We start from the raw sequence: 18692 nt of genomic DNA, 5'->3' as shown, positions 1-18692 counted from the left end.
AACCCCCCGCTCCCGCAGCCACCCCCCCCCCCCTTTGGGTTGGTCACCACCAAAAAAAACGGGGGCCCCGGGGGGGCCCCTCCGTTTTTTATGCCTACAGATCAGAAATCGAGACTGACCCCGACGTTCACCCCCTGCTGGGTAAAGTCATCATCCTTGCGCACGTTGTAGCTGGCGCGCAACGCCAGGTCCTGCGTGAGCTTGTGGCTCACGCCCAGGTTCAGGCGATTGAGGTTGGTCTGCGGCTCGTAGCCTTCGAGCGTGAAACGGTTGCCCGGCAAGCTGTTGAGGTTGATGGTCAGATCCTGACGGTCATCGTTGTAATCACGTTCGTGAGCGAACTCACCGAACACTTCAGTCTGCGCGGTGATCTGGTACTTGCCCTGGATACCCACGCCCAGACGCCGCGAGTTGCGCGACTGGTCGTCAAAAGTCAGCGCCGTGGAGTCAGCGCCTTTTTCCGAGTAGCCATCGACTTCGGTCTTGCCAAAGTCGGCGCTGACGAACGGCGACAGGTGCCACGGGCTGCTGGCCTGCTGCGCGATGTCGTAGCCGAGGCGGCCGCTGATCGCCAGCACGTAACCGTCGGTATTGCCTTTCTCTCCGCGCTCGTTGACCCCAAGCTGGAATTTACGCTTGAGGCTGTCGTAGTCGAGTTTGCCGGCAGTCATCGCCAGATCGCCCCACCAGCGGTTTTGTTGATACTGGGCGAACGCGGTGCCCATGTAGGAATTGAGCTTGTATTCCGAATCGGCGTCGCCGGCTTCGAGTTTCTGGTGATAGAAACCTGCGGCCAAACCGACGCGCCAGGCTTCGTTGACGCGATAGCTGCCGCCGATGTTCAGGTTGTAGCCGTTGCCATCTGCACTGGCGGCGCTGTGCTGGCTGTCGAAGTCCTGATGTTGCCCGCCACCGGCAACGATGGCGCGCCATTGGCCCACGGCTTGCCAGTTTTCCCAATCGGCCAGCCATTGATTACGCAGTTCATCCTGATGCGCGCGCAGCGAACCTTGGGCCATTTCCGGCAGCAGGGTCAGTTCCCAAGGAGCAGCCAGCAGCGAATAGGCGTAGTCGGCAATCAAGCGCTGGCCGGCCTCGGTGGGGTGCACCGAGTCGTTGTAGATCAACTTGGTCGGATCCGGTGTGGCGCTGTTGATGCCATATCGGGCGTTCTCGGTGCAGCTGTTGCCGCTGAAACAGGTGGCCGTCAGGTTCTGGTCGGTCGCGAGGCCGAACTGCGCCGGGTTGGCGAAGGCTTCTTTGAGCAGCACCGGAATGTTCAGTGGAATGATTTCGGCGTTGATGCCCTGCAGCTGGCTGACCAGCTCGGTGTTGAACTGGGCGCTGAGCTGCGAGGTGAAACCCTGCAGCGGCGAGCCGTTGATGGCCGGGGTCAGGCCGATGTCCGGCAGCAGCCAGACCATGATGTATTTGGCGCCGGCGCCTTGCAGCGTGCGGGCGCTGTCGGCCAGGCGATCGGCTGCGGCGCTGGCCTGATCGAGACTGAGTACGCGGCCTTGAAGGAAATCGTTGCCGCCCCCCGACAGGTAATACAGCGCGTTCGGGTCGGCACGGAAGCCGTTCGACGGCAGGTAACCGCTGCGGGTGCGTTCGCCGGTGGCGGACTGGGTGGTGATCGAGTCGAGAATCTGGTCGGTACGGTAACCGCCCACCGCCCAGTTGTTGCCATCGGCCAAACCTTCGCCGGCACGCACGGCCGATGACGAGGACGCGGTCTGATCCGGGCTGAAACCGAGTTTGCCGCCGATGATCTGGGTGGCGTTGAGGTCGCGGTTTTCCCCAGTGCCGTCCTTGTACAGCGGGCCGGTGCGGTTGGTGTAGCGCTGCGTGGCGCCGGCCGGGCCGCCGCTGTCCCTGAAGGTTCCGGCGTCGTTCAAGCTATCGCCGAACACGATGAAGTTGGAGTAGGGCGCGGGTGCTGCGTAGGCCTGGGCGCAAGCCATGGCGAGCAGGCAACCGGCGAGCGGTACAAACAACGTCTGTTTGATCATGAGCAAGTCCGTTTATTTATTGTTGTAGGTGAACGAAACGACAGTACCAAAAACTCCCGGCGTTTTGCCATCGGTCGCGAAGCCTCCCTTAGTTTTGTCCCCCGTCAGCCCCGCCATATTGCACGCTCCGTCCAGCTAAGTTACTGTGCCGGAACGTATGAACGAGACCTTCCCCGTGTTGATCGTCAGCAAACTTCTGGATCAAGTCATCAAGGCACACGCCCGTTGGCGTTGGCGCGCCTGAATCTTTTCTGCCGGCCCGGCCGGATCTGTATCGCTTTGCCTTCCTTACCCGTTTGAAATGCCGCTGTGCCGACGCCACCTGCGCGTCCGACATCGTGCAGCGCCCTGCGGGCAAGTCATTCGAAGGCTGTCTTCAAGTCAGAATTCAAGAGGTTCGAAACGCCATGTTGCTGATGATCGACAACTACGACTCCTTTACTTACAACGTTGTGCAGTACCTCGGCGAGCTGGGTGCCGAGGTCAAAGTCGTGCGCAACGACGAACTGACCATCGCCGAAATCGAAGCGCTCAACCCGGAGCGCATCGTGGTTTCCCCAGGCCCGTGTACGCCGACCGAAGCCGGCATCTCCATCGAAGCCATCAAACACTTCGCCGGCAAACTGCCGATCCTTGGCGTGTGCCTGGGCCATCAGTCCATCGGTCAGGCCTTTGGCGGCGATGTAGTGCGTGCCCGTCAGGTGATGCACGGTAAGACTAGCCCGGTATTCCATGAGGACAAGGGCGTTTTCGCCGGTCTGAATCATCCGCTGACGGTTACCCGCTACCACTCGCTGATCGTCAAGCACGATACTTTGCCCGAGTGCCTTGAGCTGACCGCGTGGACGCAGCACGATGATGGTTCAGTCGACGAAATCATGGGCCTGCGGCACAAGACCCTGAACATTGAGGGCGTACAGTTCCACCCTGAATCGATCCTGACCGAGCAGGGCCATGAACTGTTTGCCAACTTCCTCAAACAAACCGGCGGCACGCGCTAAGGACTTCCCATGAATATCAAGACAGCCCTGAGCCGTATCGTCGAACACCTCGACCTCAGCACCGAAGAAATGCGTGACGTGATGCGCGAAATCATGACCGGTCAATGCACCGAGGCGCAGATCGGCGCATTCATGATGGCCATGCGCATGAAGAGCGAGAGCATCGATGAAATCGTCGGCGCCGTTTCGGTGATGCGTGAGCTGGCCGATCAGGTCGAACTCAAGACCCTCGACGGTGTGGTCGACGTGGTCGGTACCGGCGGTGACGGTGCGAACATTTTCAACGTGTCGACGGCGTCCGCGTTTGTCGTCGCGGCAGCCGGTTGTACCGTGGCCAAGCACGGCAACCGTGCGGTGTCGGGCAAGAGCGGCAGCGCCGACTTGCTGGAGGCGGCCGGTATCTACCTGAACCTGACGCCGGTGCAGGTTGCCCGTTGCATCGACAACGTCGGCATCGGTTTCATGTTTGCCCAGACTCACCACAAAGCCATGAAGTACGCCGCCGGCCCGCGTCGCGATCTCGGCCTGCGTACGCTGTTCAACATGCTCGGCCCGCTTACGAATCCGGCCGGTGTCAAACATCAGGTGGTGGGCGTGTTTACGCCTGCGCTGTGCCGGCCATTGGCCGAAGTCTTGCAGCGCCTGGGCAGCAAGCACGTACTGGTGGTGCATTCGAAGGACGGTCTGGACGAGTTCAGTCTTGCCGCGCCGACTTTTGTGGCTGAGCTGAAGAACAACGAAATCACCGAATATTGGGTCGAGCCGGAAGATCTGGGCATGAAGAGCCAGAGCCTGCACGGTCTGTCGGTCGAAGGCCCGGAAGCGTCGTTGGCGCTGATTCGCGATGCGCTGGGCAAGCGCAAGACCGAAAACGGCCAGAAGGCTGCCGAAATGATTGTGCTCAATGCCGGTGCGGCGCTGTACGCGGCTGACCTGGCGACCAGTCTCAAAGAAGGCGTGGCGCTTGCGCACGACGCACTGCACACCGGTCTTGCTCGGGAAAAACTCGAGGAGTTGGGTGCCTTTACCGCGGTATTCAAAGTGGAGAATGAGGGATGAGTGTACCGACGGTTCTGGAAAACATTCTGGCGCGCAAAGTCCAGGAAGTCGCCGAGCGTAGCGCTCGCGTCAGCCTGAGCGAGCTGGAAAGTCTGGCCAAGGCGGCCGATGCACCCCGTGGTTTTGCCCAGGCATTGCTGGCGCAGGCCAAGAAGAAGCAGCCGGCGGTGATCGCCGAAATCAAAAAGGCTTCGCCGAGCAAAGGCGTGATCCGCGAGAACTTCGTGCCTGCCGACATTGCCAAGAGCTACGAGAAGGGCGGGGCGACCTGTCTGTCCGTACTGACCGATATCGACTACTTCCAGGGCGCCGATGCCTACCTGCAACAGGCCCGCGCCGCTTGCAAACTGCCTGTAATCCGCAAGGACTTCATGATCGATCCGTACCAGATCGTCGAAGCCCGCGCACTGGGCGCCGACTGCGTGCTGTTGATCGTCTCCGCACTGGACGACGTGAAAATGGCTGAGCTGGCCTCGGTCGCCAAAGGCGTCGGTCTCGATGTTCTGGTGGAAGTGCATGACGGCGATGAGCTGGAACGCGCGCTGAAAACCCTCGACACGCCGCTGGTCGGGGTCAACAACCGCAACCTGCACACCTTCGACGTCAGCCTGGAAACCACCCTCGACCTGCTGCCGCGTATTCCGCGCGACCGTATGGTGATTACCGAGAGCGGCATCCTCAACCGTGCAGATGTCGAGTTGATGGAAATCAGCGACGTTTATGCGTTCCTGGTGGGCGAAGCGTTCATGCGCGCGGAAAGCCCGGGCACCGAACTGCAGCGCCTGTTCTTCCCGGAGCGTGGCGTGCCGGTCAGCGGTTCGACCCTCGACTGACTCAGTCAGACCGGCTAGACGCCATCGCGAGCAGGCTCACTCCTACACTTGGAATGCGTTCCCCCTGTAGGAGTGAGCCTGCTCGCGAAGAGGCCCTCAAAATCCCTAAAGATTCCAGATCTGCCGGAGCCCTCCATGTCGCTGCCCACCTTCCTGACCATCGAGGCCGGCCTGCAAGCCGAACAAGACCTGTTGGCCTCGGTCTGCGCCGGCGACGCCGAATTCGGCCTGCTGTTCTGGCAACCCAGTGATCGCGCCCTGGTCATGCCGCGCCGCCTCAATCGTCTGCCTGGTTTCGAGCATGCCTGCGAAGTGTCCGCCGCTGCCGGCTGGCCAGTCTTGCTGCGGGAAACCGGCGGTGAACCGGTCCCGCAATCCGCTTCAACCATCAACATCGCATTGGTTTACGCCCCGCCCCGCAGCGAGGGCGATCTGAACCGCATCGAAACCGGTTACCGGCGCCTGTGTGATCCGATCTGTGAATTGCTCGATGAGTTGGGTGGTGTGTCGTCGTTGGGCGAAATCGACGGCGCGTTCTGCGACGGTCGTTTCAACGTCAATCTCGACGGCCGCAAGATGGTCGGCACCGCTCAGCGCTGGCGCCAGAGTCAGGGCGGGCAGCGTCCGGTGGGGCTGGTGCACGGGGCGATGCTGATGGATAACGAGCGCGAGTCGATGGTTGCAGCGGTCAATCGCTTCAACGAGGCTTGCGGTCTGGAGCAGCGGGTGCGCGCCGAAAGCCACATCGCCCTGCATGAGAAGTTCGTCGCGCCAACGGCTTTGGCGCGTCTGGATGAGCTGTTTCGTCTGATGCTGGCGCAGGTCTACAGCGCCTGATTTTGCGCGCTTAGCGCGTGCCGAAGACCACCATGGTCTTGCCTTTCACATCGACCAGGTTGCGTTCTTCAAGATCCTTGAGCACGCGACCGACCATCTCCCGCGAACAACCGACAATTCGGCCGATTTCCTGACGGGTTACCTTGATCTGCATGCCGTCAGGGTGAGTCATTGCGTCGGGCTGCTTACACAGCTCCAGCAGGCAGCGGGCCACGCGACCGGTAACGTCGAAGAACGCCAGGTCGCCGACCTTGCGCGTGGTATTGCGCAGACGTTGGGCGATTTGTCCGCTGAGGACGTAAAGAATGTCTGGATCCTGCTGCGACAGTTCGCGGAACTTCACGTAGCTGATTTCGGCGATTTCGCATTCGACCTTGGCCCGCACCCATGCGCTGCGTTGCTGTTCCTGGCCTGCCTGTTCGAACAGACCCAGCTCGCCGAAGAAGTCCCCGGCGTTGAGGTAGGCGATGATCATTTCGCGGCCGTCGTCATCTTCGATCAAGATGGTGACCGAACCTTTGATGATGAAGTACAGCGTGTCCGAGCGATCGCCGGCGCAGATGATGTTGCTCTTGGCCGCATGGCGACGACGCTGGCAGTGCATCAACAGCTTGTCGAGGTTCTTGATTTTGGGTGTGGGGGTAATAGCAACCATGGTTGTATCCCGAAAAGACTGCACGGTGATGTTTGATTTTTTTATGAGGCGCTGAAGGCGGTCGCTACACAGGCTGACAATTGGCGCCAGCGAATTGGCGCCAGCTTACCAGACACTTCGTCGAAAATTCGAGAAATTACCTACGCAGCTGAGGCATCCGTCCTAGGAACGCCGGGCGCTGCCAGAGCAAAGGCCTGTGCTAAGCTGGCGACCCTTTTTTCTACAGTGGAGTCTTGGCGATGAAGGCACGCATCCAATGGGCTGGCGAAGCCATGTTCCTCGGCGAATCCGGTAGCGGTCATGTTGTGGTCATGGACGGACCACCGGACGCCGGTGGTCGTAATCTGGGTGTTCGCCCGATGGAAATGCTCCTGCTGGGCGTTGGCGGTTGCAGCAACTTCGACGTGGTCAGCATCCTGAAGAAGTCGCGTCAGGCGGTTGAAAGCTGCGAAGCGTTCCTCGAAGCCGAGCGAGCGACCGAAGATCCGAAGGTGTTCACCAAGATCCACATGCACTTCGTGGTCAAGGGCCGTGGCCTGAAAGAAGCCCAGGTCAAGCGCGCCATCGAACTGTCTGCCGAGAAGTATTGCTCGGCCTCGATCATGCTCGGCGCGGCCGGCGTGGCGATCACTCACGATTATGAAATCGTCGAGCTCGGTTGAATCGACATTCAACTATCATAAAAGCAGTGCAGACTCTGGCGATCCCTCGCTGACGTCTGCATAATGCGCCACTTTTTTCAGGGCAGTGATCGGTCAACCGACGGATCATCCGCCTGAACAGATAACCAAAATCGCCATCGCGAAGAGGTGTTAACCGTCCTACGCAGGTGCGTTGTTCGCACTTGACGGGCATGCTTGATCACGCGGCTGCGCCGCATACATAGAGAGTTTTTAACGGTGAAAAGCAAACTCAAGCTCCACGGGTTCAATAACCTGACAAAGACCTTGAGCTTCAACATCTATGACATCTGCTACGCGGAAACCCCGCAAGACCAGCAGGCTTACGTCGAGTACATCAATCAAGAGTACAACGCCGAACGCCTGACGCAGATCCTCACGGAAGTTGTCGAAATCATTGGTGCCAACATTCTGAACATCGCGAGTCAGAACTATGAGCCTCAGGGTGCCAGCGTCACGATTCTGATCTCGGAAGAGCCGGTGACCCCGACTGACAGCCAGATCGAAGAGTCCCCGGGTCCATTGCCCGAAATCATCCTTGCCCACCTCGACAAGAGCCACATCACGGTGCATACCTATCCGGAAATCCATCCGGACGCCGGTATCGCGACGTTCCGTGTGGACATTGATGTGTCGACCTGTGGTGTCATTTCACCGCTGAAAGCGCTCAACTTCCTCATTCACCAGTTCGATTCGGACATCGTGACTGTGGATTACCGTGTGCGCGGCTTCACCCGTGACGTTGAAGGCAACAAGCATTTCATCGACCACGAGATCAATTCGATCCAGAACTACCTTTCCGAAGACACTCGCGACGCGTATCAGATGACCGACGTGAACGTGTACCAGGAAAACCTGTTCCACACCAAAATGCTGCTGAAGAACTTCGAACTGGATAACTACCTGTTCGGCGACGCCACCAGCAACCTGTCCGCTGAACAGCGTGCTCAGGTGACCGAGCGTGTGAAACACGAAATGCTGGAAATCTTCTACGCGCGCAACATGCCGGCGTAAGATTCCCGGGCACAAAAAAGGCGACTACCGTGCGGTAGTCGCCTTTTTTATTGCCGAAAAACAGAATCCTGTGGGAGCGGGCTTGCTCGCGAAGAGGCCCTTTGCGGCAATACAGATATCAGATCCGATAAGTACTCTTGGTCATCACCTTCGCCAACAGACTCATCCCGAACTTCACCGGCGCCGGAAAACGGAAACCACCCGCATCCAGTGCACTCTCCGCATGATGTTCTTCATCAATGCGCATCTGTTCCAGAATCGCCCGGGACTTCTCGTCCTCGGCCGGCAATTGTTCCAGGTGCTCGTTCAAGTGCTTGCACACCTGATGCTCGGTGGCCGCGACGAAGCCAAGGCTGACCTTGTCACTGATCAGACCAGCTACAGCGCCGATGCCGAACGACATTCCATAGAACAGCGGATTGAGCACGCTGGTGTGGCTGCCCAGTTGATGTATGCGCTGTTCGCACCACACCAGGTGATCGATTTCTTCTTCGGCGGCGTGCTCCATGGCAGCACGCACCTGCGGCAACTTGGCGGTCAGCGCCTGCCCCTGATACAGCGCCTGGGCGCAGACTTCACCGGTGTGGTTGATGCGCATCAGGCCGGCGACGTGGCGGGTGTCTTCATCGCTCATCTGCACATCCGGCTGCACGATGGCAGGCGACGGACGGTACGGCTGGCCGCTGAAAGGCAGCAGGGTACGCATCGCGGCATCGGCTTGCAGCAGAAGACGGTCAATCGGCGAGTAGTGACGTTGGGTTGTCATGCTGACCTCCGGTAAAAATCTCGACCGCCAGTTTAACCGAATCGGCCGGGGAAGGTTTGCGCTGGGTCATTTGCCACGCGGTCATGCTTTTGGTGGGAGCGGGCTTGCTCGCGAAGGCGTTGGCATCTTCAGAATATCAATGTCAGACACTCCGCTTTCGCGAGCAAGCCCGCTCCTACAGGGGCGGATGCAGTGAATCAGCCCGGCGGCCAGTTCATCTGGCGCTGACCAAGTACGTGCATATGAATGTGATAAACGGTCTGGCCACCTTTTTCATTGCAGTTCATCACCACCCGGAAGCCTTCCTCGCAGCCCAGCTCCAGCGCCAGACGCTGGGCAGTGAACAGGATGTGCCCGGCCAGTGCCTTGTCGTCTTCGGTCAGGTCGTTGAGGGTGCGCACCGGTTTCTTCGGGATCACCAGAAAATGCACCGGTGCCTGAGGGGCGATGTCGTGGAACGCCAGAACCTGGTCGTCCTCGTAAATGATCTTGGCCGGGATCTCCCGGTTGATGATCTTGGTGAACAGAGTATCCACTGCTGTTTTCTCCGTTGTGGGGGCTGGCCTGAGTGTACGCATGGGAAATGACCCCGCCCAGTGTTTTGCCGTAGGACAGTTCAGCGCGGGCAGTAAGCCTTGTTGACCATGCCGACGATGGTGCGATTGAGCCAGCGCGAGCCGAGGCGTGGCAGGAAGGCCAGCCAGCGGTTGCGTCGTCCCGGAATGATGATGGCGCGGTTTTTCTCCAGTGCACGCACGGTGTACAGCGCGACTTCCTCGGGACTCATCAGCAGTTTGCTGTCCTTGAGTTTGTCGCTGTTGAGCTGCGCGGTGCGGAAGAATGCGGTGCGGGTCGGGCCGGGGCAAAGTACCGAGACTTTGACCGCGCTCTGTTTCAGTTCAACCCGCAGCGCTTCGGAGAAGTGCAATACGTAAGCCTTGCTGGCGTAGTAAGTGCTCATCCACGGGCCGGGATTGAACGCCGCCACCGAGGCGACGTTGAGGATCTGTCCGCCGCCCTGCAGCGCCATGCTGTTGCCGATGGCGTGGCACAGGCGGGTGAGGGCGAGGATGTTGACTTCGATCAGATCCTGCTCGGTCATCCAGTCCTGGGCGAGGAACGGGCCGCAGGTGCCGATGCCGGCGCAATTGACCAGCAGATCGATCTGCCGGTCGCCTTCTTCCAGTTCCAGCAGGAAGCCGGACAAGCGCAATGGCTCGCCCAGGTCGCAGGCGCGGAACAACACCTCCACGCCAAAGCGCTGGGTCAGTTCGATCGCGATACTTTCCAGCTGATCACGCTGGCGGGCCACCAGAATCAGGCTGCGGCCGCGCCGGGCCAGCGCTTCGGCCATGGCCAGGCCGATGCCGCTGGAGGCGCCGGTGATCAGAGCGTAACGGGTCATGCAATTCTCCATCGCAACAGCTCCGCGCCAGCGACGCAGGTGTCACGGCGGGGAGCGTTGTTCATTCTTTCGCAGAGTCTACAGGGGCCGGAGCCGCTTCGGCTGCATCGTCCACGGAATTCGCCGGTTCAGTCTCGACCTCGACTTCATCGGTGGTGACCGAGCCGCTTTCGTAGCTGCTCTCAAGGTTGCTTTCGTATTCCTGCTGGATCGCCGAGATACCGCCGAGCATGCCACCGGCAAATACCAGGGCGAAGAATACGATCCACAACGAGCACAGCACTTTGACCGCGGTGCTGTTGGGTGGCGGTGGCGGGCCGTAGCGGTTGGCGCCGGTGTTGCCCGGCACGACCATGATCACCAGCGGGAAGAAGCTGCCCACGAACGGCACCAGGTTCAGCAGCCAGAGCCAGCCGGACCAGCCGATATCGTGCAGGCGCTGTACGCTGAACAGAATGCTGACAATGATGAAGCCGAGGAACAGGAAGAACGCGAATATCCCGCCAATGATCAGGCCGGTGGTGGAGTCGCCACTGACCAGTCCGAGAGCGAGCAGGGCGAATATGCCCACGATCGGCAGAGTCACCAGACTCAGCACCATCGTCCAGGCCAGAAACCGCAGACGACCGATCCGGCCTTCGACGCTGAAGGGCTTGAGCACTGCGAATGCTGGCAGGTTTTCGCCGACGTTGGCCCGAGGTGGCGCATAGGGTGATGCGGGTTCGTTGAAAGTCGCCGGTTGTTCATGCACGTCCGACAGACTCAGTTCGATCGCCGTTTCGCTTTCGATCCGTGCGTCGATCCCGGTCTTGCTCAGTGCTTGCAGATAAGTCTGCGCATCGCTGTGGGTCAGGTCGCGTTTGAGAGCGACGGTGCTGCCGTTGAACAGGCGCTCGATGGCGGCAACATCGCTTTTGAACAGGGCCGCCAGATTGAGCTTGGCGGTGGTGAGATCGACACCGGGCTGTAGAGCACCGTCGAAAACGATCTTGTAGCGAGGTTCGCTCATGGCCGAGGCATCCTTGTCGCGAATGAATTGAAGGTCAGCAAGTGTAAGGCCAGTCGGTCGATGACTGGCTTGATTTTTCTCAGCGTGGCCAGCGTTTGGGCAACTGCGCCGCGCGTTCCAGCGCCTGACGATATTCCGCGTCGAGCCGGGCGATCAACTGGTCGACGCTCGGCAGGTCGTCGATCTGGCCTACGCCCTGGCCGGCCGACCACACGGTCTTCCAGGCCTTGGCTTCGTCGTTGATCGGTTTGAGCTTGTCACCGAAATTGACTTCGCCCTTGCCTTGCAGCGCGGCCATGTCGAAACCCGCCGCCTCCAGGCTCTGGCGCATGAAGCTGGCCGGTACTCCGGAGACTGCAGGAGTATGAATGATGTCCGCCGCCTTGGCCGTCAGCAGCATGTCCTTATAGGCGTCAGGCGCATGACTTTCGGTGGTGCCGATAAATCGCGTACCGAAGTAGGCCAAATCCGCGCCAAGCAGCTGTGCGGCCAAAATCTCATGGCCGTGGTTCAGACACCCGGCAAGCAGCAGGGTTTTATCGAAGAACTCACGGATCTCGGCGATCAGTGCAAACGGACTCCAGGTGCCGGCATGGCCGCCGGCGCCTGCCGCAACCGCGATCAACCCGTCGACTCCGGCTTCGGCGGCTTTCTCGGCATGCCGGCGCGTGGTCACGTCGTGGAACACCAGTCCACCATAGCTGTGCACGGCATCGACCAGTTCCTTCACTGCGCCGAGGCTGGTGATGACAATCGGCACCTTGTGCTCGACGCAGATGTTCAGATCCGCCTGCAGGCGCGGATTGCTGTTGTGCACGATCAGGTTCACTGCATACGGCGCCGGGTTGTCCAGTGTCGCCAGGCCCGCTTCAATCTCCTCCAGCCAGGCCTTGAAGCCGCTGCTTTCACGCTGGTTCAGCGCCGGGAAGCTGCCAACCACGCCGTTACGGCAGCAGGCGAGCACCAGCTCCGGGTTGGAGATCAGGAACATCGGCGCCGCCACTATCGGCAAGCGCAGACGTTGTTCGAGCAAAGCGGGCAGCGACATTGGAAATCCCCCGAGGTGTGATGCTGTTATGAAGTTAGAACGGCTTGACCACGACCAGAATTACGATAGCCAGCAATATCAGAACCGGCACTTCATTGAACCAGCGATAAAAGACATGGCTGCGGGTGTTCTCGCCACGGGCGAAGCGTTTTACCTGCGCGCCGCACATGTGGTGGTAGCCGATCAGCAGCACCACCAGGGTCAGCTTGGCGTGAATCCAGCCGCCCATGCTGAAGATGCCCGGATTGAGGTAGATCAGCCAGCCGCCGAAGATCAGCGTGGCGATCATCGCCGGGCCCATGATGCCGCGATACAGCTTGCGCTCCATGAGGCTGAAGCGTTCCTTGCTGATCGCGTCTTCACTTTGCGCGTGATAAACGAACAGCCGCGGCAAGTAGAACAGCCCGGCAAACCAGCACACGACGCTGACGATGTGAAACGCTTTGATCCATAGATAGAGCATTTTTGGTTATTCCCAGGTTCACGGTAGCCGGGATAGTAGAGGCTTGAGCGTCCGCACGTCACCTTGATGGTTGTCGCAGGGGCGCGCGGCCCCTATTATCGACGGCTTTCCAGTGGGTTCGTTGAGGGCAGGTTTATGGTCAAGGTCGGTATCGTCGGCGGCACGGGTTACACCGGTGTCGAACTGCTGCGTCTGTTGGCACAGCATCCGCAGGCAGAAGTGGTAGTGATCACTTCCCGATCCGAGGCCGGTCTGGCCGTGGCTGACATGTACCCGAACCTGCGCGGCCACTACGACGGTCTGGCGTTCAGCGTGCCGGACATCAAAACCCTGGGTGCGTGCGACGTTGTGTTCTTCGCCACCCCGCACGGCGTTGCCCATGCGTTGGCCGGTGAACTGTTGGCGGCGGGCACCAAGGTCATCGACCTGTCAGCGGACTTCCGGTTGCAGGACGCTGAAGAATGGGCCAAATGGTACGGACAGCCACACGGTGCGCCGGCGTTGCTGGACGAGGCGGTCTACGGCCTGCCGGAAGTCAATCGCGAGCAGATCAAGAAGGCTCGTCTGATCGCCGTTCCCGGCTGCTATCCAACCGCTACGCAGTTGGGTTTCCTGCCGCTGCTTGAAGCGGGTCTGGCCGACACTTCTCGCCTGATCGCCGACTGCAAATCCGGCGTCAGCGGTGCCGGTCGCGGTGCTTCTGTAGGCTCGCTGTACTCCGAGACGTCGGAAAGCATGAAGGCTTATGCGGTGAAAGGTCACCGTCATCTGCCGGAAATTCGCCAGGGTCTGCGTCGCGCTGCCGGTAAGGATGTCGGTCTGACCTTCGTCCCGCACCTGACCCCGATGATTCGTGGCATTCATTCCACGCTCTACGCGACCGTGGTTGATCGTTCGGTGGATCTGCAGGCACTGTTCGAAAAGCGTTATGCCAACGAGCCGTTCGTCGACGTGATGCCGGCCGGCAGCCATCCGGAAACCCGTAGCGTGCGTGGCGCAAACGTCTGCCGCATCGCTGTACATCGTCCGCAGGATGGTGATCTGGTGGTGGTGCTGTCGGTGATCGACAACCTGGTCAAAGGCGCGTCGGGTCAGGCGGTGCAGAACATGAACATCCTGTTCGGCCTGGATGAGCGCTTCGGCCTCTCCCACGCCGGTATGCTGCCGTAACACGTTCGGCAACACAGCAAAAAGGCCCGTCAAACGGGCCTTTTTGCATTCTGGGCAGTTGGTCGGGTTTATTGATATACCGTAACAATAGTTGACCGATTTTCTAGGACAAGCGGATAATGCGCGTCATCACGCATTATGGCGGCGTAACGCCGGGAGATAGTCAGCATGAGCGTCGAATCCTTCACCCCCACGGCTTTGCAATTCACCCAAGGTGCTGCGCACAAGGTGAAGAGCCTGGTCGATGAAGAGGGGAATGATCGCTTGAAGCTGCGCGTATTCGTTACGGGCGGCGGTTGTTCGGGGTTTCAGTACGGCTTCACCTTCGATGAAGATGTGGCCGAGGACGACACCATCGTCGAGCGCGAAGGCGTGAGCCTGGTGGTTGATCCGATGAGCTTCCAGTATCTGGCGGGTGCCGAAGTGGATTACCAGGAAGGTCTGGAAGGTTCGCGCTTCGTGATCAAGAACCCGAACGCTACCACGACCTGTGGTTGCGGCTCTTCGTTCTCGATCTGATCGCACCTTGCTGCACACAATAAAACGCCGCAGAGCCTTACGGTTCTGCGGCGTTTTTTGTTGCCTGTCTTTTGTTCAGTTCGGGTAGATGGCGCCGAGTACCCGCAGGCCTTTGGCGCCGGTGACGCTCGGGCGATTGGAGGCAATGCCTTCGAGGCAGCAATGGGCCAGCCAGGCGAAGGCCATTGCCTCGACCCAGTCCGGATCGACGCCGTGAGTGGCGGTGCTGGCGACGGTGGCGTTAGGCAGCAGGTCGGCAAGACGTTTCATCAGCGTAGCGTTGTGAGCGCCGCCGCCGCAGACCAACATTTCCCGCGTATCGGATTGAGCGCTTTGCAGCGACTCGACGATGGTCTGCGCCGTCAGTTCGAGCAGCGTTGCCTGAACGTTTTCAGCAGCGAAGCTCGGCAAACTTGAGAGGTGGTGCTCCAGCCACGGCAGGTTGAACACTTCCCGGCCAGTGCTCTTCGGGCCTTTGGTCACGAAGAACGGGTCGCCGAGCAGAGCTTTCAGCAAGACTGGCTCGACCGTGCCGGTGGCTGCCCACTGGCCGTTGCGATCATAGTTCTCGCCGCGTTGCTGATGAATCCAGGCATCCATCAGCACATTCCCCGGGCCGCAGTCGAAACCGGCTACAGGCCTGGTCGGTTCTATCAGACTGAGATTGCTGAAACCGCCGACATTCAGGACTGCGCGGTTGCCGTTACGCTCTTCGAACAAAGCCTCATGGAAGGCTGGCACCAGTGGGGCACCCTGACCGCCAGCAGCCACATCGCGGCTGCGGAAGTCGCTGACCACGGTAATGCCGGTCAGCTCTGTCAGGAGTGCGGGATTGCCGATTTGCACAGTGAAGCCACGAGCGGGCTCATGACGAATGGTCTGGCCATGGCTGCCGATTGCACGAATGGCCTCAGGCTTTAGTTGCTGCTGATCGAGGAGGGTATGGATGCCCTGTGCAGCGAGTTTGACCCAGTGCTGCTGGGCGATCGCCGAGCGGGCAATCTCGTCGGGGCCGCTGGCGCACAAGCCAAGCAGCTCGGCGCGCAGGGTTTCAGGCATGGGGATGTAATGCGTGGCGATCAGTTTGATCGCCGAGGTCTGCTCGATCAGGGCGATGTCCAGCCCATCGAGACTGGTGCCGGACATCACGCCGATATAAAGAGCCATGGCTTAGCGCTTGCTCGAAGCCAGCATGGTGGCCTTCTCTTGATCCATGCGCGCCATCAGCGGTTGGCTCTGCGCAAGGAAGCGTGCGCGCTCGGACTTGGCGATCGGATCTGCCATCGGCAGCTTCTGGCCCAGCGGGTCGACGTGAACACCGTTGACCTGGAACTCATAGTGCAAGTGCGGTCCAGTGGACAGGCCGGTGGTACCAATGTAACCGATCACTTGGCCCTGCTTGACGCTGCCGCCGGTTTTCACGCCTTTGGCGAAGCCTTGCATGTGGCCATACAGCGTGCGGTAGGTGTTGCCGTGCTGGATGATCACCGTGTTGCCGTAGCCACCGCGGCGACCGGCCAGCAGCACTTTACCGTCGCCGGCAGCCTTGATCGGCGTACCGCGTGGCGCTGCGTAATCGACGCCTTTGTGGGCGCGGATCTTGTTGAGGATCGGGTGTTTGCGGCCCATGGAAAATTTCGAACTGATGCGGGCGAAGTCCACCGGGGTACGAATGAACGCTTTCCGCATGCTGTTGCCATCAGCAGTGTAGTAGCTGCTGTTGCCTTGTTTATTGGTGTAACGCACGGCGGTGTAGGTCTTGCCGCGGTTGGTGAAGCGCGCAGACAGGATCGGGCCGGTGCCCACTGCCTTGCCGTTGACCACTTTCTGCTCGTAGATCACGTCGAATTCGTCACCCTGGCGGATGTCCTGAGCGAAGTCGACGTCGTAGCCGAAGACGCTGGCCATATCCATCGTCAGACTGTGGGACAGGCCTGCGCGGGCAGCGGATTGTGACAGGGAGCTATTGATCACGCCGTGCACGTAAGCCGTGCGAACGGTCGGCTTGGCTGTTACGCGGTTGAATGCGTAGCCCTTGTCATTCTTGGTCAGGGTAATGGTTTCGACATCGCTGACCTTGCTGTGCAGGCTGGTCAGTTGGCCTTCCGGGTTCAGTTCGAACTCCAGCTTCTGGCCGTGCTTGAGCTGGCTGAACTGTTTGGCTTGTATGTCGCTGGCCAGCACTTCGTGCACAGCAGCGGCTGGCAGACCGACTTTCTCGAACAATGTAGAGAGCGTATCGCCTTTGGATACGACGACTTCGCGGTGCCCCGGGGCTTTTGGTTTCTCTGCAGCCGGAGCTGGGGCAGGTGCGGCTTCAGCGGTTTTCGGGGTTTCTTCGGTGCTGTTTTCGATCTGGGCGAAAGGTGAGGCTGCTGGCTCATTTGTGGCTTGAATCGCGTCAGCAGCGTCTTGATCTTGTGTCAGTTGTTCAGCAGGACTTTCCAGTTCCAGGCTCAGGGTCGTCTTTTTGGCTTCAACATCACTGGAAGGAAATACCAGGAGCGCCAGACTGAGAAGGGCGGCGATTCCACTTGCGGCGAGCAGGTGGGTCTTCGGGTAAAGCGGTGGCGCTTTAGACGGTTCAGTGGTCATAAGTAATTTTGACTTTGAAAAAAGATGAATTGGAAAAGATGAATGACATGATGAAGATGAAATAACTGTATAAAATATAACCAAATCATCCCCGAAGCAAGTCTACAGACACCCTGTCTGCAGATTGGTGTCCGTGCGCCGGGCAAAACTTGTAATTGGTGCACGATCTTGTATGGTTGGTTCCCTTTGAATCTGAGCCTTGCGGGTCTGTTATGAAGTCGGTTGAAGAGCAGCTAGCGCTGATTAAACGTGGTGCGGAAGAACTATTGGTCGAGTCCGAGCTGATCGAGAAGCTCAAGCGCGGCCAGCCGCTGCGTATCAAGGCTGGTTTCGATCCAACCGCCCCGGATCTGCACTTGGGTCACACCGTGCTTATTAATAAGCTGCGCCAGTTCCAGGAATTGGGGCATCAGGTGATCTTCCTGATTGGTGACTTCACCGGGATGATCGGTGATCCAAGCGGCAAGAGCGCTACGCGTCCTCCTTTGACTCGCGAGCAGGTTTTGGAAAACGCCGAGACCTACAAGTCTCAGGTGTTCAAGATTCTGGATCCGGCGAAAACCGAAGTTGCGTTCAATTCCACCTGGATGGATCAGATGGGGCCGGCGGACTTTATTCGTCTGACTTCGCAATACACTGTCGCGCGTATGCTTGAGCGTGATGACTTCGATAAGCGTTACACCACCAATCAGCCGATCGCTATTCATGAGTTCCTCTATCCGCTGGTTCAGGGTTATGACTCGGTTGCTCTGCACGCGGATGTCGAGCTGGGTGGTACCGATCAGAAGTTCAACTTGCTGATGGGGCGTGAGCTGCAGCGTGGTTATGGTCAGGAAGCTCAGTGCATTCTGACCATGCCGTTGCTCGAGGGCCTGGATGGCGTGAAGAAGATGTCCAAGTCGTTGGGCAACTACGTCGGTATCCAGGAAGCGCCAGGTGTGATGTACGGCAAGCTGGTTTCGATTCCGGATGCGCTGATGTGGCGTTACTTTGAGCTGCTCAGCTTCCGTTCGATGGATGAGATCAATGCCTTCCGTGCAGATGTCGAGGCGGGGGCTAACCCGCGCGACATCAAGATCAAGTTGGCGGAAGAGATTGTCGCGCGCTTCCATGGTGAGGAGGCTGCGGCCAATGCTCATCGCGCTGCCGGTAACCGTATGAAGGATGGCGAACTGCCGGATGATCTGCCGGAGATTGAACTGGCCTCTGCTGAAGATATGCCAATTGCGGCCGTCCTTAATAAGGCAGGCCTGGTGAAGAACTCGGCGGCTGCGCGTGATCTGTTGGCTTCCGGTGGTGTGCGTGTGGATGGTGAGGTGGTTGATCGCTCCTTTATATATGTGCTGGGCGCGACCCACGTTTGCCAGGCGGGCAAGAAGGCATTTGCACGAATCACACTGAAAGCTGAATAAGTTTGAAATAAGGGTTGACGGCGAATTTTAGAAGTCTATAATTCGCCCCACTTCCGGCGCAGTCGAAACGGAAAACTCCTTGGGATTCAACGAGTTACGCAGTTTTCGGCAGCGGCTTGCTTCAGTTCATCGAAGCCTGGAAGGAGTTGAAAGAGCGGTGATGTTTGGCTCTTTTGACGGTTCGATCTTCTCGGTCGAAAGCGGAGAAAAAGAG

At 59.2% G+C, this 18692-nt stretch carries 19 protein-coding genes; 9 read left to right on the top strand and 10 right to left on the bottom strand.

The annotated features are described in order from the left end of the window. Positions 1-101: 101 nt before the first annotated feature. Complete coding sequence (gene estP, locus LVD08_RS27790) at positions 102-2012, bottom strand: esterase EstP (protein WP_247269751.1); 1911 nt, start codon at positions 2010-2012, stop codon at positions 102-104. A gap of 407 nt (positions 2013-2419) precedes the next feature. On the opposite strand from estP, the gene LVD08_RS27785 reads away from it, so the two are divergent. From LVD08_RS27785 to LVD08_RS27770, 4 genes are all read left to right on the top strand, one after another. After that, positions 2420-3013 (top strand): aminodeoxychorismate/anthranilate synthase component II, encoded by a 594-nt coding sequence (locus LVD08_RS27785; RefSeq protein WP_003228801.1) that lies wholly within the window; start codon positions 2420-2422, stop codon positions 3011-3013. A gap of 9 nt (positions 3014-3022) precedes the next feature. After that, on the top strand, positions 3023-4072 hold the full coding sequence (gene trpD, locus LVD08_RS27780) for an anthranilate phosphoribosyltransferase (RefSeq protein ID WP_003228800.1): 1050 nt from the start codon (positions 3023-3025) through the stop codon (positions 4070-4072). Beyond that, positions 4069-4905 (top strand): indole-3-glycerol phosphate synthase TrpC, encoded by an 837-nt coding sequence (gene trpC / locus LVD08_RS27775; protein WP_097089157.1) that lies wholly within the window; start codon positions 4069-4071, stop codon positions 4903-4905. The genes trpD and trpC overlap by 4 nt, the downstream gene beginning before the upstream one ends. A 135-nt stretch (positions 4906-5040) precedes the next feature. After that, positions 5041-5742 (top strand): lipoate--protein ligase family protein, encoded by a 702-nt coding sequence (locus LVD08_RS27770; protein ID WP_247269750.1) that lies wholly within the window; start codon positions 5041-5043, stop codon positions 5740-5742. Positions 5743-5752: 10 nt separating this feature from the next. Here LVD08_RS27770 and crp read toward each other — a convergent pair whose 3' ends face one another. After that, a complete protein-coding gene (gene crp, locus LVD08_RS27765; protein WP_007966430.1) occupies positions 5753-6397 on the bottom strand; it encodes a cAMP-activated global transcriptional regulator CRP in 645 nt (214 codons plus the stop codon). 239 nt (positions 6398-6636) lie between these two features. On the opposite strand from crp, the gene LVD08_RS27760 reads away from it, so the two are divergent. Next, complete coding sequence (locus tag LVD08_RS27760; RefSeq protein WP_003228794.1) at positions 6637-7059, top strand: OsmC family protein; 423 nt, start codon at positions 6637-6639, stop codon at positions 7057-7059. A 237-nt stretch (positions 7060-7296) separates the two neighbouring features. Next, entirely contained in the window at positions 7297-8091 is a 795-nt protein-coding gene (gene speD, locus LVD08_RS27755; protein WP_047296949.1) for an adenosylmethionine decarboxylase, read from the top strand. A 118-nt stretch (positions 8092-8209) separates the two neighbouring features. On the opposite strand, the gene coq7 is transcribed toward speD, so the two are convergent. The 6 genes from coq7 to hemJ all read right to left on the bottom strand — a co-directional run bounded on the left by coq7 (position 8210) and on the right by hemJ (position 12782). Further along, complete coding sequence (coq7, locus tag LVD08_RS27750; protein ID WP_027610738.1) at positions 8210-8857, bottom strand: 2-polyprenyl-3-methyl-6-methoxy-1,4-benzoquinone monooxygenase; 648 nt, start codon at positions 8855-8857, stop codon at positions 8210-8212. 197 nt (positions 8858-9054) lie between these two features. After that, positions 9055-9393, bottom strand: a complete 339-nt coding sequence (locus LVD08_RS27745; protein ID WP_003228789.1) for a histidine triad nucleotide-binding protein — start codon at positions 9391-9393, stop codon at positions 9055-9057. 80 nt (positions 9394-9473) lie between these two features. Beyond that, complete coding sequence (locus LVD08_RS27740; RefSeq protein ID WP_027610739.1) at positions 9474-10262, bottom strand: SDR family NAD(P)-dependent oxidoreductase; 789 nt, start codon at positions 10260-10262, stop codon at positions 9474-9476. Between the two features lie 61 nt (positions 10263-10323). Further along, positions 10324-11271 carry a DUF805 domain-containing protein gene (locus LVD08_RS27735; protein ID WP_103368672.1) on the bottom strand — a complete coding sequence of 316 codons (948 nt, stop codon included), beginning with the start codon at positions 11269-11271 and terminating at the stop codon, positions 10324-10326. Between the two features lie 79 nt (positions 11272-11350). After that, positions 11351-12319, bottom strand: a complete 969-nt coding sequence (locus tag LVD08_RS27730; protein ID WP_027610741.1) for an NAD(P)H-dependent flavin oxidoreductase — start codon at positions 12317-12319, stop codon at positions 11351-11353. Between the two features lie 34 nt (positions 12320-12353). After that, complete coding sequence (gene hemJ, locus LVD08_RS27725; RefSeq protein WP_027610742.1) at positions 12354-12782, bottom strand: protoporphyrinogen oxidase HemJ; 429 nt, start codon at positions 12780-12782, stop codon at positions 12354-12356. A gap of 135 nt (positions 12783-12917) precedes the next feature. Between hemJ and argC the strand changes: the two genes are divergently transcribed. Beyond that, complete coding sequence (gene argC, locus LVD08_RS27720; RefSeq protein ID WP_007966420.1) at positions 12918-13952, top strand: N-acetyl-gamma-glutamyl-phosphate reductase; 1035 nt, start codon at positions 12918-12920, stop codon at positions 13950-13952. Positions 13953-14120: 168 nt separating this feature from the next. Next, complete coding sequence (gene erpA, locus LVD08_RS27715; RefSeq protein WP_003228776.1) at positions 14121-14471, top strand: iron-sulfur cluster insertion protein ErpA; 351 nt, start codon at positions 14121-14123, stop codon at positions 14469-14471. A gap of 75 nt (positions 14472-14546) precedes the next feature. On the opposite strand, the gene LVD08_RS27710 is transcribed toward erpA, so the two are convergent. Both LVD08_RS27710 and LVD08_RS27705 read right to left on the bottom strand, forming a co-directional pair. After that, positions 14547-15638, bottom strand: a complete 1092-nt coding sequence (locus tag LVD08_RS27710; protein ID WP_247269749.1) for an anhydro-N-acetylmuramic acid kinase — start codon at positions 15636-15638, stop codon at positions 14547-14549. Between the two features lie 3 nt (positions 15639-15641). Beyond that, positions 15642-17066, bottom strand: a complete 1425-nt coding sequence (locus LVD08_RS27705) for a peptidoglycan DD-metalloendopeptidase family protein (RefSeq protein WP_247269748.1) — start codon at positions 17064-17066, stop codon at positions 15642-15644. Positions 17067-17278: 212 nt separating this feature from the next. On the opposite strand from LVD08_RS27705, the gene tyrS reads away from it, so the two are divergent. Then, positions 17279-18478: a tyrosine--tRNA ligase gene (gene tyrS / locus LVD08_RS27700; RefSeq protein ID WP_247269747.1), complete on the top strand. Its 1200-nt coding sequence runs from the start codon at positions 17279-17281 to the stop codon at positions 18476-18478. Positions 18479-18692: the final 214 nt, after the last annotated feature.

The sequence above is a fragment of the Pseudomonas sp. YL2 genome (assembly GCF_023063025.1).
In the GTDB taxonomy this organism is placed as follows: domain Bacteria; phylum Pseudomonadota; class Gammaproteobacteria; order Pseudomonadales; family Pseudomonadaceae; genus Aquipseudomonas; species Aquipseudomonas putida_A.
Note: the sequence above shows the minus strand (reverse complement) of the source record. Positions and strands in the feature narration are given on the sequence as shown.

Excerpts from the sequence above, each read along its gene's own strand:
- argC (WP_007966420.1), top strand. The coding sequence starts at position 12,918 with ATGGTCAAGGTCGGTATCGTCGGCGGCACGGGTTACACCGGTGTCGAA.
- LVD08_RS27770 (WP_247269750.1), top strand. The coding sequence starts at position 5,041 with ATGTCGCTGCCCACCTTCCTGACCATCGAGGCCGGCCTGCAAGCCGAA.
- LVD08_RS27735 (WP_103368672.1), bottom strand. The coding sequence starts at position 11,271 with ATGAGCGAACCTCGCTACAAGATCGTTTTCGACGGTGCTCTACAGCCC.
- LVD08_RS27730 (WP_027610741.1), bottom strand. The coding sequence starts at position 12,319 with ATGTCGCTGCCCGCTTTGCTCGAACAACGTCTGCGCTTGCCGATAGTG.
- trpD (WP_003228800.1), top strand. The coding sequence starts at position 3,023 with ATGAATATCAAGACAGCCCTGAGCCGTATCGTCGAACACCTCGACCTC.
- estP (WP_247269751.1), bottom strand. The coding sequence starts at position 2,012 with ATGATCAAACAGACGTTGTTTGTACCGCTCGCCGGTTGCCTGCTCGCC.
- coq7 (WP_027610738.1), bottom strand. The coding sequence starts at position 8,857 with ATGACAACCCAACGTCACTACTCGCCGATTGACCGTCTTCTGCTGCAA.
- LVD08_RS27785 (WP_003228801.1), top strand. The coding sequence starts at position 2,420 with ATGTTGCTGATGATCGACAACTACGACTCCTTTACTTACAACGTTGTG.
- LVD08_RS27760 (WP_003228794.1), top strand. The coding sequence starts at position 6,637 with ATGAAGGCACGCATCCAATGGGCTGGCGAAGCCATGTTCCTCGGCGAA.
- crp (WP_007966430.1), bottom strand. The coding sequence starts at position 6,397 with ATGGTTGCTATTACCCCCACACCCAAAATCAAGAACCTCGACAAGCTG.
- LVD08_RS27740 (WP_027610739.1), bottom strand. The coding sequence starts at position 10,262 with ATGACCCGTTACGCTCTGATCACCGGCGCCTCCAGCGGCATCGGCCTG.
- LVD08_RS27710 (WP_247269749.1), bottom strand. The coding sequence starts at position 15,638 with ATGGCTCTTTATATCGGCGTGATGTCCGGCACCAGTCTCGATGGGCTG.
- tyrS (WP_247269747.1), top strand. The coding sequence starts at position 17,279 with ATGAAGTCGGTTGAAGAGCAGCTAGCGCTGATTAAACGTGGTGCGGAA.
- trpC (WP_097089157.1), top strand. The coding sequence starts at position 4,069 with ATGAGTGTACCGACGGTTCTGGAAAACATTCTGGCGCGCAAAGTCCAG.
- hemJ (WP_027610742.1), bottom strand. The coding sequence starts at position 12,782 with ATGCTCTATCTATGGATCAAAGCGTTTCACATCGTCAGCGTCGTGTGC.
- LVD08_RS27705 (WP_247269748.1), bottom strand. The coding sequence starts at position 17,066 with ATGACCACTGAACCGTCTAAAGCGCCACCGCTTTACCCGAAGACCCAC.
- erpA (WP_003228776.1), top strand. The coding sequence starts at position 14,121 with ATGAGCGTCGAATCCTTCACCCCCACGGCTTTGCAATTCACCCAAGGT.